The following is a 14,171-nucleotide window of genomic DNA, read 5'->3' on the forward strand; positions in this document are numbered from 1 at the left end:
GTCATTTCTGTCTCCCTGATGCTTTTCCCCTGCCCGCAACGCATTCACTCAACCACGAATGCGCTCGGGTACTCTGTCCATGCCCTGCTGTGTTGTGCTTAAGATCCTGAACAGGATCTGAGCCTCAGTCTCGTCGCATGGAACAGGGATATTGCATTACAGATGAACTACAGCCGGCCGAACCGATAGGGTGTCGGGTCGATCAGCGGTGTGGATTGCGTCACCAGATCGGCCGCCAGCTGCCCTGCCGCGGGGCCGGTGCCAAAACCATGACCGGAGAAGCCGGTGGCAATGGTCAGCCCCGGGATAGCTTCAATCCGGTCTATGACGGGGTTGGAGTCCGGTGTGACGTCAATAAGCCCCGCCCAGGCTTCTTCCACCTGTGCCTGCTCAAATACCGGCCAGGCCCGACGCAGGTTATCCAGCGCTTCCTGATTCAGACCGGGGTTGAACTGCGGATCCATGGTCCGCACCTGCTCGAACGGGGTGACGCTGCCTGAGCGCCAGCTACGGGCCAGCGCCAGATCGCGGAAGAAATGGCGCCCCAGCTTCACCCGCAGAAAACTGCGCTGGGCCTTGAGCTGCTCCAGATAGCGCCAGCCTATCAGCAGGTGATCAAGGCAGATGGGCGCATCCAGCGCACCGCGCTGGGTAATGATGAAGCCGCCATCCTTATGCTTGCGGAAGGAGAAATCCGGTGCGCCCACGGCGATATCGGTCGGCCCCTGCATGGGGCTGGTGCGCAGAACTGAGCAGATCAGTGGCAAGGTTGGTAGCGCCACACCGAGGTTCCCGAGAAAACGCCGTGACCATGCGCCCCCTGCCAGCAGCACCTGATTGCAGCGAATCTCGCCACGTTCCGTCACCACGCCGCTGACCCTGCCCGCCGTCGTCGACAGGGTGCGTACAGCACAGTGCTGCACCAGCACCGCGCCCTTTTCAACTGCCGCTGCCGCCATCGCGCTGGTCGCCAGCGCAGGTTCGGCACGGCCATCGGAGGCGGTATAGATGCCACCCAGCCAGTTACCTCTGCCACCGGGAACACGCTGGTCGATTTCCTCCGGGCTGAGCAGTGTTGAATCCAGATCCAGCCCGTCGACTGACTTCAGCCAGCCGTCATACATCGCCATCTGTTGTTCAGAACGGGCCAGAAACATGATGCCCGCCTGCTGATAACCCACCTGCCGGCCAATACGGGCAGGCATGTCAGCCCATAGCCGGTCTGCGGCCATGGCCAGCGGCACGTCATGGGCATGACGGCTGGTTTTGCGAATCCAGCCCAGGTTTCTGGAGGACTGCTCGCCAGCGATATGGCCCTTTTCCAGCAACACCACGGGAATATTGCGCTCCGCCAGCACCAGCGCTGCTGTCACGCCAACAATACCGCCACCAATGATCACCACTTCCGTCGATGCCGGTAGCTGATCCTGCGTCTTTACCGCCTCAAGTGCCTTTGTCATAACACCATTCCTGCAACCTGTTTCGCCCAGCGAGGGTTTTTGCCAGACCCGCGTTTGCCGGGCAGGCCGTTGAAAAGCTGGCCAGAAGCCCGGCTAGGGTTATTAGCCGATCTGGATACGTTCGACGTCCGCCCCGGCGGCACCACGGTAAGCGGTGACCTCCAGCTCCACCTTGTAGACGGTAGAGCCCAGCGGTGGGCAGGTCACGGTGGTAGCGGGGTCGATGCCGCGGAATTTGTTGCCGATAAAGTCCATCACCGCCTGCACGTGCTGCGGGTCCTGAATGAACACGCGGGAGAACACCACATCGGCCAGCGAGGCATCGACAGCCGCCAGCGCGCTTTCGATATTGGCAAACACCTGCTCGGTCTGGGCGATGACATCGTCGGGAATTTCTTTGGTCAGTGGATTACGACCGGCGGTGTTGGAGACATAAATCCAGTTATCAACGGCCACCAGCCGGGAATAACTGCCCATTTCCTCGAATTTGGAGCCGGTTTTAACTTTCACAATCTTTGTCATGTTATTTGTCACTCATATTCAAAAACAATTCAGCCAGCCATCTGCTGCCAATCGAAATAGCCAATATCGCTCAGAACGCATTTATCCGGGCAAACAAGCACTTTTTTTTAATTCAGTACTTATTCATGCAGTACTTATTCATGCAGTGCTTGTTAATTCAGCGCTTATTCAAACGGGCAGCCGTTATCAGCCTGTACTCAGCGCAATACCGGCACATCCCACAGATTGAGTTTCACACCGATGTTATTGGCCAGCGCGTTGCGATAAATCCTGGTAGCCCAGGCCACATCCTCCACTGGCATGCCGCCGACGGACATGATGATGATTTCCTCATCATTGCGGCGCCCGGGCGCCTCACCGGCAACGATCTTGCCGATGTCTTCCAGATCATCCAGCGTCAGCTTGCCCTCGGCGATCATGTCCATGAAGCGCACCCCAACCAGCGGAATGCAGTTGTGGGCCGGTTTGGGCACTTCTTCGTACCAGGCCTGATAGAGGCCGGTGTTATCGAGCACTTTGCGCACATCCGGCCCTTCCATTTCGTCATCCATACGGCAGGAGGCAGGCATCGCCAGAAATGCGCCGGGCTTGACCCATTCCCGCTTGACCAGCGGATAGGTAGAGGGATCACCGGTTTCACCGGAGTTGCAGTAGGTGATGATGTCGGAACCACGCACCACGTCTTCGATGGAATCCACTACTTCGACGGTGGTGATCTGCGGGAAGGTTTCATTCACCCATGTAAGGAAGTCTTCCAGACTTCTGCGGCCACGGCCCTTGATCTTGATGGTATCAATCAGCGGACAGGCCGCCATAAAAGCAGATACCGAAGTTTTGCCCATGACGCCCGGGCCAAGCAAGCCGATGACTTTCGCATCTTTACGTGCCAGATGGCGGGCACCTACACCGGGAATCGCGCCGGTACGGTAAGCCGACAGCAGGTTGGCAGACATGTAGGCCATGGGTGCGCCGGTATCGACGTCGCTCAGGGTGAACATCAGGATCGAGCGCGGCAGCCCCTTGTCACGGTTGGCGATGTTGGAGCCATACCACTTCACACCACAGGTCTGGAAATCCCCGCCCAGATAGGCCGGCATGGCCATCAGCCGGCGATCAGCGGTGGGTTTGGGCATGGTGGCAAAGGGTGACTGTTCAGGGAAGGTAATCATCGCCCCGTGGGAGTCGCTGTTGGGGCCAGCCATGCGGTAATCGCCCTTGTACAGCAGCGCAAACATTTCTTCCATGGTGTCGACGCATTTGGGCATATCGGTCACCCCTGCTTTGATCATGTCCTGCTCTGACAGGTAAATAAAATCGATTTTTGTATTTTCTGACATGGCTTCACCTATAAAGCATCACCCGCAACAAAGGGCATATTGGTTAATTCACCGCACATTAATCCGGACTGAGTGTCGTTATTTCGGGCCGATTTTTATTTCGCCAGTGAATTCTCAGGAAGGCGGGTATTTTTTGATGCTAGCGGTGACGGTTGCAGCCGTATTGAATATTTGCGACATGAAAAGCCGGCTGCACAGGCTGTTCTGCCTAAATCGCAACCGGTATTTGTACATGGCACTTTTTTTGCGTAGTTAACACATTAAATACCGGAAAACGGGACAGGTCGGATTAGCACCATGACATCATCCGTGGTTTATCGCGTGGCGGGTATACACTCCAAACAACCCTGGTTTGTGATGAGTGCGGCTGAGTATTTTTCGCTGTTTGCCTCTGATGACCCGATGATTTCCCACTACTACAGTTTTGAGGCCGATCATACTCACGGTATGACCATGGCGATCCCCGACGGCTGCGTGGATATCGTCTTTGACTGCGACCCGAGCGCGCCCAATGCGGTTGTCTGTGGCACGGCGGTGGAAGCAACCAGCGCCCGCTTTATCCATAAGCACCGCTACTTTGGGGTGCGCTATGCCCCCGGCCTGGTCCCTGATTTCGTCAAGGCATCGGCGGCAGAAATGATTGACCAGAAACTCAATTTTCTGGATGCCGTGCCCGGCGCGCACAGCCTGTTCGAGCAGATTGTCAGTGAGCAGGATTTTGCCCGGCAGGTAACACTGCTGAAGGAGTTTGTGGCGAAAAGAAGCACTCGCAAGCAGTCTGCGGTGACATCGCTGGCCGTCCGCACGATCCTGCAGCAAAAAGGTAATCTGCAGATGCGTGATCTGGAAGAGGTCACCGGCTTTACCAGCCGCACAGTGCAGCGCCAGTTTCAGGATGATCTGGGTCTTTCACCCAAGGCCTTCAGTCGCATGATTCGTGGCCAGTCTGCCGTCTACGAAATCAATCACAGCCGCCATAACAAGGTGGCCTTTTCCGAGCTGGCCTGTGATCTGGGTTTCAGTGATCAGTCGCACTTCCTGCGGGAGTTCAAGAAGCTGGTGAATGCCACACCACTCGACTATCAGAATCTGGTCAAACAGCAGACCTATCTGGACCGGATTCGTTGCTGCTGAAACCAGCAGTCATCTTCAGCAAAAACCACCTTTCGTATAAAACGTCAAAGCGCATCACATTGGTGCGCCTTAGTATTTCTGCGCCCCTATATAGTTCACTAGTTAATTTTTTTAACCTGTCCCTTTCGAGCGGAGCGTTGCGACCTGCGTGGCAGCGACCATCCACTCAGAGACACTGCTGCATTTTGCTTGCCGCAGAAAATGCTGTTCGATCTGCATTTTTGACGTAAAGCCACAGCCGCCTCCCTGCGATCAGCCTTTACTGCCAGCCGACCTGCGTAAAATCCTGCTATCCAACCCTCACGTTGCCTACAGGAAATCACCCATGTCTGATACCAGCACTCAGGTTAAACCCGCGCTGTTCAAAGTCTTTGCTCTGGATAATCTCGGTACCGCCAGGGAAAGTGGCCCGCTGCCTGAACGCCTGATTGAAGGATCACCACAATTCAAAACCTGGAACGTGGACAGCGCCAAAGACGGCAAAGTCAGCACCGGCGTATGGGAAGCCACCCCCGGCACGACCCGCTCGATCAAGGGCGAAGTGTGGGAATACTGCACCATTCTGTCCGGCGTGGTGGAGATCACCGAAGATGGCGGTGAGCCTGTACGTCTGCAGGCGGGCGATACCTTTGTCCTCAAGCCCGGCTTTGTCGGCGTCTGGAAAACCATCGAAACCGTGCGCAAGCTGTGGGTGGTGGTGAACTGAGCACCTGAACAGATTCAGAACCGCGCCAGCAACTGATCTGCAACAGTCCGTCGCAGAGTGCCCCACCACTCTGCGTTCGGCGCCCTCAGCCACATTCTCCCCCGCCAACCCGGCAGCAGACCGACTATTCTGAGCCCCGTGACTACCCTGCCAGCGACCGGATTGATGGCCCTTGCCACATATCCGCTCCTTATTTCGTCCTCTGTGTCAGCGTCCTGCGGCGGCTATGTAACATTGCGTCCACCGCGCAACAACGATCCGTTGCGAGACAGGCGTCAGACAGCCCACAACGGACAGGCAATACTTTCCACTCACCAAGACCATACGGCGACCCGGCAGCGGCATTTGACCAGCAAGTGGCATCTGACCCGGCAGATACATGTGAACATGCTATGGAACAGGTTTTGAGGAGTGGACGTGACGACCAATAACAAAGGCGTAACAGGAAAACACCACGCAGACGATCACTCAGGCACAAGCGCCAGCCTGCATCGACTGATTGACCTGCGTAACATCAACCACAACGAAACCACCGCCTGGCTGGAAGATGACTTCCATCATTTCGGGGTCAGTGTCCATCATCAGGACGGCATCGTCACCGACGTGCAGGCCACCGCTGTTCGGGTGCCCTGGACCACCTGCAGCGGTGCGACTGAAAAGCTCAGGGAGCTGATCGGCCAGCCACTGGTGTCACGGGCGACCGATGTCGGCAAGTACCTGAAACGGCGCTACCAGTGTGTGCATCTTTTTGATCTGGCCGGGCTGGCATCAGCCTTTGCTCATCTGCCAGCCGATCACCGTCGCTATGAAGCCATCGTCAGCGACCGGCCACGCCCGGCTTACGCCAAACTGCGCGAAGTGATTGCGCTGGGCGAAGGCCGTGCCCGGCTGCTGATGGATGGCCAGTGCATCATGGACTGGCAGATCGACGGCGAATGGATTACCTCCCCCGCCACCGCTGCGGGCTACTCCACCGAACAGGGTTTTCGCCAGTGGACTGAAACCCTGCCCATCGATGAAGCCGAGCACGCTTTTATCCTGCGACGCGCCATTATCGTCGCGACCGGGCGTCAGTTCGATCTGGATAGTTACCCGACTCTGGCCGATATGCGCCTGAGCGAAGACTGCTTTTCCCTGCAGCCGGAGCACCGCGAAGAGGCGGCCCGCTGTCAGGGCAGCACCCGCGATTTTGCTGCAGCCCCCGAAGCCTTGCTGGCACATCTCCGGCCCCCTATCCGGCACAAATAAGCAGGTTCGCTCTCCCCTCCGTGGCGCGGGGCAAACGGTCCTGCGCCACGGGTGAACCCGTCTTTTTTATGTTTTTTTTACGGTCTGGCCTGCAGATCGACATCGAATTTTTACGCCGCAAATCCGCACACTACTCCCATTCCTTCCCATCACAGGAGTAGTGCAATGACCATCCTGCAAGGTCTGGCAACGCTGTCTGGTGTCGCCATCAGTGCTTATCTGCTGTACGCCCTGTTTCGTCCTGAACAGTTCTGAGCAGAGGCATGATCATGACCACCCCAGCCTTTCTTTCCCTCACCTCAACGGCCGGTGTGCTGTTGATACTGGCGCTGGCCTTGCTGCCTGCACCATTACTTGGCCGCTGGATTCACCGTGTTTACGAACACCACCGTGCAGACATTGTCGAGCAGCGTCTGGCGCACTTGCTTGACTGGTCGGAGCAACAGAACTGGCGCAGCTACCTGCTCTATCTGCTGGTGTTCAATCTGCTGTGCTTCGTCCTGCTGTTTACGCTGTTACTGGCACAGGGCCATCTGCCGCTCAATCCGCAGCATCTGCCGGGGTTAAGTGCTGATCTGGCCTTCAATACCGCCGTCAGCTTTGTCAGCAATACCAACTGGCAGGCTTACAGCGGAGAAGACAGCCTGAGCTATCTGAGCCAGATGCTCGGCCTGTGCGTGCAGAACTTTGTCAGTGCGGCCACTGGCATGGCCGTGGCTATCGCCCTGTTCCGCGGGGTCGCGCGCCGCTCCAGTCACCGCGTCGGCCACTTTGGTCGTGACCTGTATCGGGGCGTGGTGTACCTGCTGCTGCCGCTGTCGTTGCTGCTGGCACTGGTGCTGATCTGGCAGGGCGTGCCGCAGAACTTCAATGCCTACCTGAGTGCCAGCACGCTCGATGGCGGTCAGCAGTGGATTCCCGGTGGTCCGGCTGCCTCGCAGATTGCCATCAAACAACTGGGCACCAACGGTGGTGGCTTCTTTGGCGTCAACTCTGCCCACCCCTTCGAGAACCCCACCCTGCTCAGCAATCTGCTGCAATGCGCGGCCATTCTGCTGATCCCGGCCGGGTTTGTGTTTGCCTTTGGTCACTACGTCAGGGATCGCCGTCAGGCGGTGGCGCTGTTTATCACCATGAGTACGCTGTTGCTGCTCGGCCTTGGCGTACTGCTCTGGTCGGAAGGTCGTCTCAGCCCGCTGCTGGCATCACTGCAACTCAGCGATAGCCTCAACTGGGAAGGCAAGGAAAGCCGGTTCGGCATTGATCTCTCTGCACTCTGGACCGCCATGACCAGTGCCGCCTCCAATGGCTCGGTCAATGCCATGCACGACAGCCTCAGCGCCTGGGGCGGGCTGGTGCCACTGGTCAATATTCTGCTGGGTGAGGTGATCTTCGGCGGCGTCGGTGCCGGGATGTACGGCATGCTGCTGTTTGTGCTGCTGGCCGTGTTTCTGTCGGGCCTGATGATTGGCCGCACGCCTGCCTATCTGGGTAAGAAAATTGAAGCGCGGGAAATCCAGTGGGCGCTGGTTGCCCTGCTGACCATGCCCCTGGGGATTCTGGTGCTGGGCAGCCTGACGGCGTTGCTGGGCGACCCGCAGGCCGTCACCAGCAACCCCGGCCCGCACGGCCTGAGCCAGTGGTTGTATGCCTATGCCTCTGCTACCGGCAACAACGGTTCGGCCTTCGCCGGTTTTGCCGCGGGGCAGCCGCTGCAAAACGTGTTACTGGGGCTGGCCATGCTGATTGGCCGTTACGGCGTCATTATCCCGGTGCTGGCCATTGCCGGTTCACTGGCCAGCAAAGCGCCACGTGCCGCCAGTACCGCCGAACTGCCCACTCACGGCCCACTGTTTATCGCCCTGCTGACCCTGTCATTGTGCCTGCTGGGTGCCCTCAACTTCTTCCCGGTACTGATGATGGGGCCGGTGGCAGAGGCGTTGTCACTTCCCTGATCACCCGCTTCTGACTGAACACACGGGCACGCGTTCACCCTTGTCACGTGCCCATTCATTCCTGAGAGGAACACAGCATGAATGCGTCAACCAAAGCGCCCGCCGCTGCGACTGACCCAGGCGTTACTGCCAGCACCAGCACGGAGCACACGGCATCGTACTGGTTACAGATTATCTGGCAGGCAGTGCAACGCCTGAGCCCACGCCATATGGTGCGCCAGCCGGTATTGTTTGTAGTGGAAATCGGCGCGGTCTTCGCCACCGTACTGACACTGCTGTCGCCACAGACGCTCGGGGCATCCGGCGGTGCGGCGGCCATGTCAGTCAGCACTGCGTGGCAGATCATCGGCTGGTTATGGGCCACCCTGCTGTTTGCCAGTCTCGCTGAAGCGCTGGCGGAAGGCCGTGGCAAGGCGCGGGCAGACAGCCTAAAAGCCGGGATGCAGAATCTGCAGGCACGCAAGGTGCAAGACAGCGACGATACTGTCGGCCAGAGCGTTAATGCTGCCCTGCTGCGCAAAGGCGATCTGGTCCGGATCATGGCTGGCGAGCTGATCCCTGCCGACGGTGAAGTAATACGAGGAGTCGCTGCCGTCAATGAAGCGGCCATTACCGGGGAATCGGCGGCGGTTATCCGCGAATCAGGCGGTGATCGCTCGGCAGTGACGGGCAATACCCGCGTAGTGTCCGACTGGCTGGTCATCCGCGTCAGTGCCAACCCCGGTGAGTCGACGCTGGATCGCATGATTGCACTGGTAGAAGGCGCCAGCCGCCAGAAAACACCCAATGAGCTGGCACTGAGTATTCTGCTGACCGGCCTGACCCTGATTTTCCTCTGGGTGGTGCTCACTCTGCCCGCCTTTGCCAGCTACTCCGGCGGCACACTGCCGATGCTGGCGCTGATTGCCCTGCTGGTGACGCTGATCCCCACCACTATCGGTGGTCTGCTGTCAGCCATTGGTATCGCCGGGATGGACCGCATGCTGCGCCTCAATGTGGTGGCCAAATCAGGCCGGGCGGTAGAAGCCGCAGGCGATGTGCAGACCCTGCTGCTGGATAAGACCGGCACCATCACCTTTGGCAACCGTATGGCTGACAACCTGCTACCGGCACAGGGCGTCAGCCAGCAGCAACTGGCTCGCGCCGCACTCTATGCCTCGCTGGGCGACGACACGCCGGAGGGGAAATCCATCCGCCACTATGTGCAGCAGCACTTCGCCGCCGTGTATGGCGACGTCATGCAGGATAGCGCTGACCTCAACACCATCGCCTTCACTGCCGAAACCCGCCTGTCCGGCGCCTGGCGTCATCCTGTTTTGGGGGAGCGTCAGGAATGGCAGAAAGGGGCAGTAGATGCCGTCCTGAACTGGCTTGCGGCTGACAGCCAGGGCACCGCGATCAAAGGTCAGGCCATACCTGCGTTACTGCGCGATCAGGTGGATCAGATCAGCCGCACGGGCGGCACACCGCTGCTGGTCACCGAAGGCCGGCAGCTGCTCGGCGCTATCCACCTGAAAGACGTGATCAAACCCGGCATCCGTGAACGTTTTGCGCAATTACGTCAGCTGGGCATCCGTACCGTGATGATCACCGGTGACAACCCGCTGACCGCCGCCGCTATTGCCGCCGAAGCGGGCGTCGATGACTACATGGCAGAAGCCACGCCTGAGAGAAAGCTGGCGCGTATCCGTCAGGAACAGAGTGAAGGCCGGCTGGTGGCCATGTGCGGTGACGGTGCCAATGATGCTCCGGCGCTGGCTCAGGCGGACGTCGGTCTGGCCATGAATGACGGCACGCAGGCCGCGCGGGAAGCAGGCAATCTGGTGGATATGGATTCTGACCCGACCAAACTGCTGGATGTGGTGCGGGTCGGCAAGCAACTGCTGGTCACCCGTGGCGCCCTGACGACCTTTTCCATCGCCAACGACGTGGCCAAGTATTTCGCCATCCTGCCTGCCCTGTTTACCGGCTTCTATCCGCAGCTGGCCAGTCTCAATCTGATGCACCTGCACTCCTCAGACAGCGCCATTCTCTCTGCCATCATCTTCAACGCGCTGATCATTCCGGCGCTGATTCCGCTGGCGCTGCGCGGTGTAAACGCCGAAGCCCAGTCGGCACAACAGCTGTTGCGGCGTAACCTGCTGATCTTCGGTGTGGGCGGGCTGATTGCCCCCTTTATCGGTATCAAGCTGATCGACCTGCTACTGGTCGCCCTTGGCTGGGTTTGAAGGCCGGAGGAAAACACCATGACGATACATACTCCCTGTGAACAGAACCCCACCCCTGAATCAGTCGCTGGGCAGACAACCATCGAGCACGGCAGCCGCTGGCAAAGTGCCATCAAAACCGCCTTTGCTTTGTGGCTGCTGGCTACAGTGGTCTGCGGATTGGCCTATCCGTTACTGATGACAGGCATCGGCCAGCTATTATTCCCCTGGCAGAGCAATGGCAGCCTGCTGTTCGACAGCCAGCACCAGCTGCGCGGCTCAGCGCTGCTGGGGCAGCAGTTCAGCGCAGCGGGCTACTTTCACGGCAGACCTTCTGCCTCCGATTACAAAAATGGTGCAGCCAGTAATCTGGCGCAAAGCAACCCGGCGCTGGTGGCGGAGATCAGGCAACGTTATGCCTACTGGCACCAGCAGCGCCCTGATCGGCCGGTGCCATCACAACTGGTGTATGCTTCTGCCAGCGGTCTGGACCCGGAGATTGATCTCAGCACCGCGCTGTATCAGGCGCCGCTGGTGGCAGCGGCGCGGCAGGTGCCGGTTACCGATGTGGAAGCGCTGGTGCAGCAGCTGGCACAACGCGCTGGGCGAGAGGAACCGATAGTCAATGTGCTGCAGCTGAATATGGCGCTGGATAAGGTGCTTTCCGCCCGTTGATGAGACATTCGGGGCGAGTGACGTTAGTTCCATGGCAGTATCTGAGTTAGCAGGATAGTCGGCGTCCCCTCTCCCTAAATCCCTCTCCCACGAGGGGAGAGGGACTTGTTCGAGTGCACTGAAAAATTGCCGTTTGCGTGACAGCTTGCTGGCCTGCTCCCGAGCACTGAACAGACTCCCTCGGTGCTTTGCTTAACCGGGGGGAAGCCATGCCATACCCATACGCCAATCCAAGGTGAGTAACGACGTTGAACCAGGATGACAGAGCCGATGCCCTGCTGGCACAGCTCAAGCACGAACAACCCGGCAAACTGACGGTGTTTCTCGGTGCAGCACCGGGAGTGGGGAAAACCTACGCCATGCTCAACGCGGCCCTGCAGAAACAGGCCGAAGGCATCGGCGTCGTGACCGGCATAGTGGAAACCCACGGCCGCGAAGACACCGCCCGTCTGGCCAGACAACTGCCGCTGCACCCTCTCAGGGTAGAGGACTATCAGGGTATCCATCTGCAGGAACTGGATCTGGACGGCCTGCTGCAACGACGCCCTCCGCTGGTGCTGATCGACGAACTGGCGCATAGCAATGTTGGCAGTGGCCGCCATCGCAAGCGTTTTCAGGATGTCGAAGAGCTGCTGGCTGCAGGGATTGATGTGTACACCACGGTCAATATCCAGCATATCGCCAGCCTTAATGACACGGTGGCAGGCATCACCGGCGTGCGGGTCAGAGAAACCGTACCCGACCGGCTGCTGGAACAGGCCAGTGAGATCATTCTTGTCGACCTGCCGCCGCGAGAGCTGATTGGCCGCCTCAAGGCAGGCAAGGTCTATCTGCCGGAACAGGCCCGGGCCGCCATAGAAGCCTTCTTCAGCCTGCCCAACCTCACCGCATTACGCGAACTGTCGCTACGCACCGTGGCGGCACATGTCGATACCGAGTTCAAACAGAATCTGCAGGCGCAGGGGCTGCGCTCTGAGCAGGAAGTGCAGCCACGGCTGATGGTGTGCATTGATGCCGACACCGATGCCGAGCGGCTGATCCGCTTTGGCAAACAGCGTGCTGAACTGCGCCAGATGCCGTGGCTGGTGGTACATGTTGATCGTGGCCGCAGCCTTGATGAACAGGGCCAGCAGCGCCTGCGGCAGTCATTCCTGCTGGCAGAAGAGCTGGGTGCCCAGTGCCTGCGCCTGCAGGGCCGCGATGTCGCGGCAGAGCTGATGGCCTGTGCTGAGCGTCAGCACGTCAGCGATATTCTGCTGGGCCGGCATCGCCCCCGTCGTGGCTGGCGCAAGCTGGTGCCTTATACCTCACGGCGGCTGCTCAAACATGGCCAGCAGTTCACCCTGACCTTTCTGGCCGGGGCCGAGCAGCCGCATCCGTCTCGCCCGTGGCGCCTGCGTGGCAGGGTGTCCGAGTATGTGCAGGCCAGCGTCATCATGCTGCTGGCCTTCTCTACCGCCATCGCCATTGATCATGTGCTCGGCATCACCAATATCCTCATGGTGCTACTGGTCGGTGTGCTGATGGCGTCACTGCGCACCAGTGTCGGCCCTGCCCTGTTCAGCGCCCTGCTGGGTTTTATCGGCTTCAACTTCTTTTTTACCGAGCCGCGCTACACCCTGATGATGTTCCACCGTGAAGACATTCTGACCGTCAGCTTTTTTCTGATCCTGTCGTCAGTGATCGGCAGCCTGACTGTACGCCTGCGCGAACAGATTCAGGCGCAGCGCTATGCCCAGGCCACCACCGATACCCTGTTCAGCCTCAGCCGTCAGCTAATGACGGCCGCCGATGAGAAAAGCATTCTGCTGTGTGGCCGTCGTTTTATCAGTGAATGGCTGAATGGCCCGGTCGTGGTGGTACGCGGTCGCTCGGAAGAGCAGCTGCAGCTGCTGGGCGATGCAGATACCCCCCTCCTCGAAGAGCGGGAATGGGCCACTGCGCGCTGGTCGTGGCAACGCGGCTTACCCGCTGGTGCAGGTACCGATACCCTGAACAGCAGCCACTGGTGCTGGATGCCACTGGTTTCCGAGCGCGGTGTACTGGCACTGCTGGGTATTCAGTCGCCGCCCTGGCAGCCGGAGCGCAAAAGTCAGCTGGCAACGCTGATCCGCCAGCTGGTGCTGGCACTGGAACGGGCGCGTCTCAATGAAGATCTGGAAAGTGCCCGGATTCAGGGGGAAACCGAACAGCTCAAATCAGCCCTGCTCTCATCCGTTTCACACGACCTGCGGACGCCGCTGGCCAGCATGATCGGCGCCGTTTCCAGCCTGATTCATTATGAAGACAGACTGAGCCAGGATGATCGCCACAGCCTGCTGGAAACGACATTGCAGGAAGCCGAACGGCTTAACCGCTACATCCAGAATCTGCTCGACATGACCCGACTGGGTTATGGCCGCATGAAACTGGAGCGTGACTGGGTCAGCCTTGATGACATCATCGCCTCGGCCCTGCAGCGCCTGCATTCGGTACTCAGCCACTGTCGGGTCAGACTGCAAATCAGCCGTGACGTACCCCTGCTGTATGTGCACGCGGCGCTGATCGAACAGGCCATCATCAATATTCTGGAAAACGCTGCCCGCTTCTCGCCCGATCATGGCGAAATTCTGATCAGCGCTGCCATGCAGCACACCGAGCTGGTGTTGCAGATCAGTGATCAGGGGCCGGGCATCAGCGCCGAAGACCGCGAGCTGGTATTCGATATGTTCTATTCCGTGCAGAAAGGTGACCGTCAGGGTGGCGGCACCGGGCTCGGGCTGGCCATCTGTCAGGGTATGGTGGGCGCTCATGGTGGCAAGGTGGTTGCCCTGCCGGGGCCGGACCAGCGCGGCACCACCATGTCCATCCACTTGCCGCTGGAAAATCAGCCGCCACTCCCCGAAGATGACGACTGATGTTAACCCTGCCGGACACCGTACCCTGTC

General features: G+C 59.1%; 11 protein-coding genes. 8 read left to right on the forward strand and 3 right to left on the reverse strand.

The window, feature by feature from the left end; all coding sequences use genetic code 11:
• Positions 1-167 precede the first annotated feature (167 nt).
• From QCD60_RS23265 to QCD60_RS23275, 3 genes are all read right to left on the reverse strand, one after another.
• On the reverse strand, positions 168-1,460 hold the full coding sequence (locus tag QCD60_RS23265) for an FAD-binding oxidoreductase (protein ID WP_279788880.1): 1,293 nt from the start codon (positions 1,458-1,460) through the stop codon (positions 168-170).
• Positions 1,461-1,562: 102 nt separating this feature from the next.
• Positions 1,563-1,982, reverse strand: coding sequence for a RidA family protein (locus tag QCD60_RS23270; RefSeq protein WP_279788882.1), 420 nt, complete (start codon positions 1,980-1,982; stop codon positions 1,563-1,565).
• 197 nt (positions 1,983-2,179) lie between these two features.
• Entirely contained in the window at positions 2,180-3,319 is a 1,140-nt protein-coding gene (locus QCD60_RS23275) for a tyramine oxidase subunit B (protein ID WP_279788884.1), read from the reverse strand.
• A gap of 297 nt (positions 3,320-3,616) precedes the next feature.
• Here QCD60_RS23275 and QCD60_RS23280 point away from each other — a divergent pair, with 297 nt between their 5' ends.
• The 8 genes from QCD60_RS23280 (at position 3,617) to QCD60_RS23315 (ending at position 14,141) form a co-directional block, all read left to right on the forward strand.
• Entirely contained in the window at positions 3,617-4,453 is an 837-nt protein-coding gene (locus QCD60_RS23280) for a helix-turn-helix domain-containing protein (protein WP_279788886.1), read from the forward strand.
• Positions 4,454-4,778: 325 nt separating this feature from the next.
• Positions 4,779-5,159 carry a cupin domain-containing protein gene (locus QCD60_RS23285; protein WP_279788888.1) on the forward strand — a complete coding sequence of 127 codons (381 nt, stop codon included), beginning with the start codon at positions 4,779-4,781 and terminating at the stop codon, positions 5,157-5,159.
• 417 nt (positions 5,160-5,576) lie between these two features.
• Positions 5,577-6,407, forward strand: a complete 831-nt coding sequence (locus QCD60_RS23290) for a DUF2889 domain-containing protein (RefSeq protein WP_279788890.1) — start codon at positions 5,577-5,579, stop codon at positions 6,405-6,407.
• Positions 6,408-6,572: 165 nt separating this feature from the next.
• On the forward strand, positions 6,573-6,662 hold the full coding sequence (locus QCD60_RS23295) for a potassium-transporting ATPase subunit F (RefSeq protein WP_279788892.1): 90 nt from the start codon (positions 6,573-6,575) through the stop codon (positions 6,660-6,662).
• A gap of 14 nt (positions 6,663-6,676) precedes the next feature.
• Positions 6,677-8,362: a potassium-transporting ATPase subunit KdpA gene (gene kdpA, locus QCD60_RS23300; protein WP_279788895.1), complete on the forward strand. Its 1,686-nt coding sequence runs from the start codon at positions 6,677-6,679 to the stop codon at positions 8,360-8,362.
• A gap of 77 nt (positions 8,363-8,439) precedes the next feature.
• Positions 8,440-10,590: a potassium-transporting ATPase subunit KdpB gene (gene kdpB, locus QCD60_RS23305; protein ID WP_279788897.1), complete on the forward strand. Its 2,151-nt coding sequence runs from the start codon at positions 8,440-8,442 to the stop codon at positions 10,588-10,590.
• Positions 10,591-10,608: 18 nt separating this feature from the next.
• Complete coding sequence (gene kdpC / locus QCD60_RS23310; RefSeq protein WP_279788899.1) at positions 10,609-11,244, forward strand: potassium-transporting ATPase subunit KdpC; 636 nt, start codon at positions 10,609-10,611, stop codon at positions 11,242-11,244.
• A gap of 248 nt (positions 11,245-11,492) precedes the next feature.
• Positions 11,493-14,141 (forward strand): sensor histidine kinase KdpD, encoded by a 2,649-nt coding sequence (locus QCD60_RS23315; protein ID WP_279788902.1) that lies wholly within the window; start codon positions 11,493-11,495, stop codon positions 14,139-14,141.
• The last annotated feature ends 30 nt before the right edge of the window (positions 14,142-14,171 follow it).

Origin of the sequence: Pokkaliibacter sp. MBI-7, assembly GCF_029846635.1 — a bacterium.
GTDB lineage: Bacteria > Pseudomonadota > Gammaproteobacteria > Pseudomonadales > Balneatricaceae > Pokkaliibacter.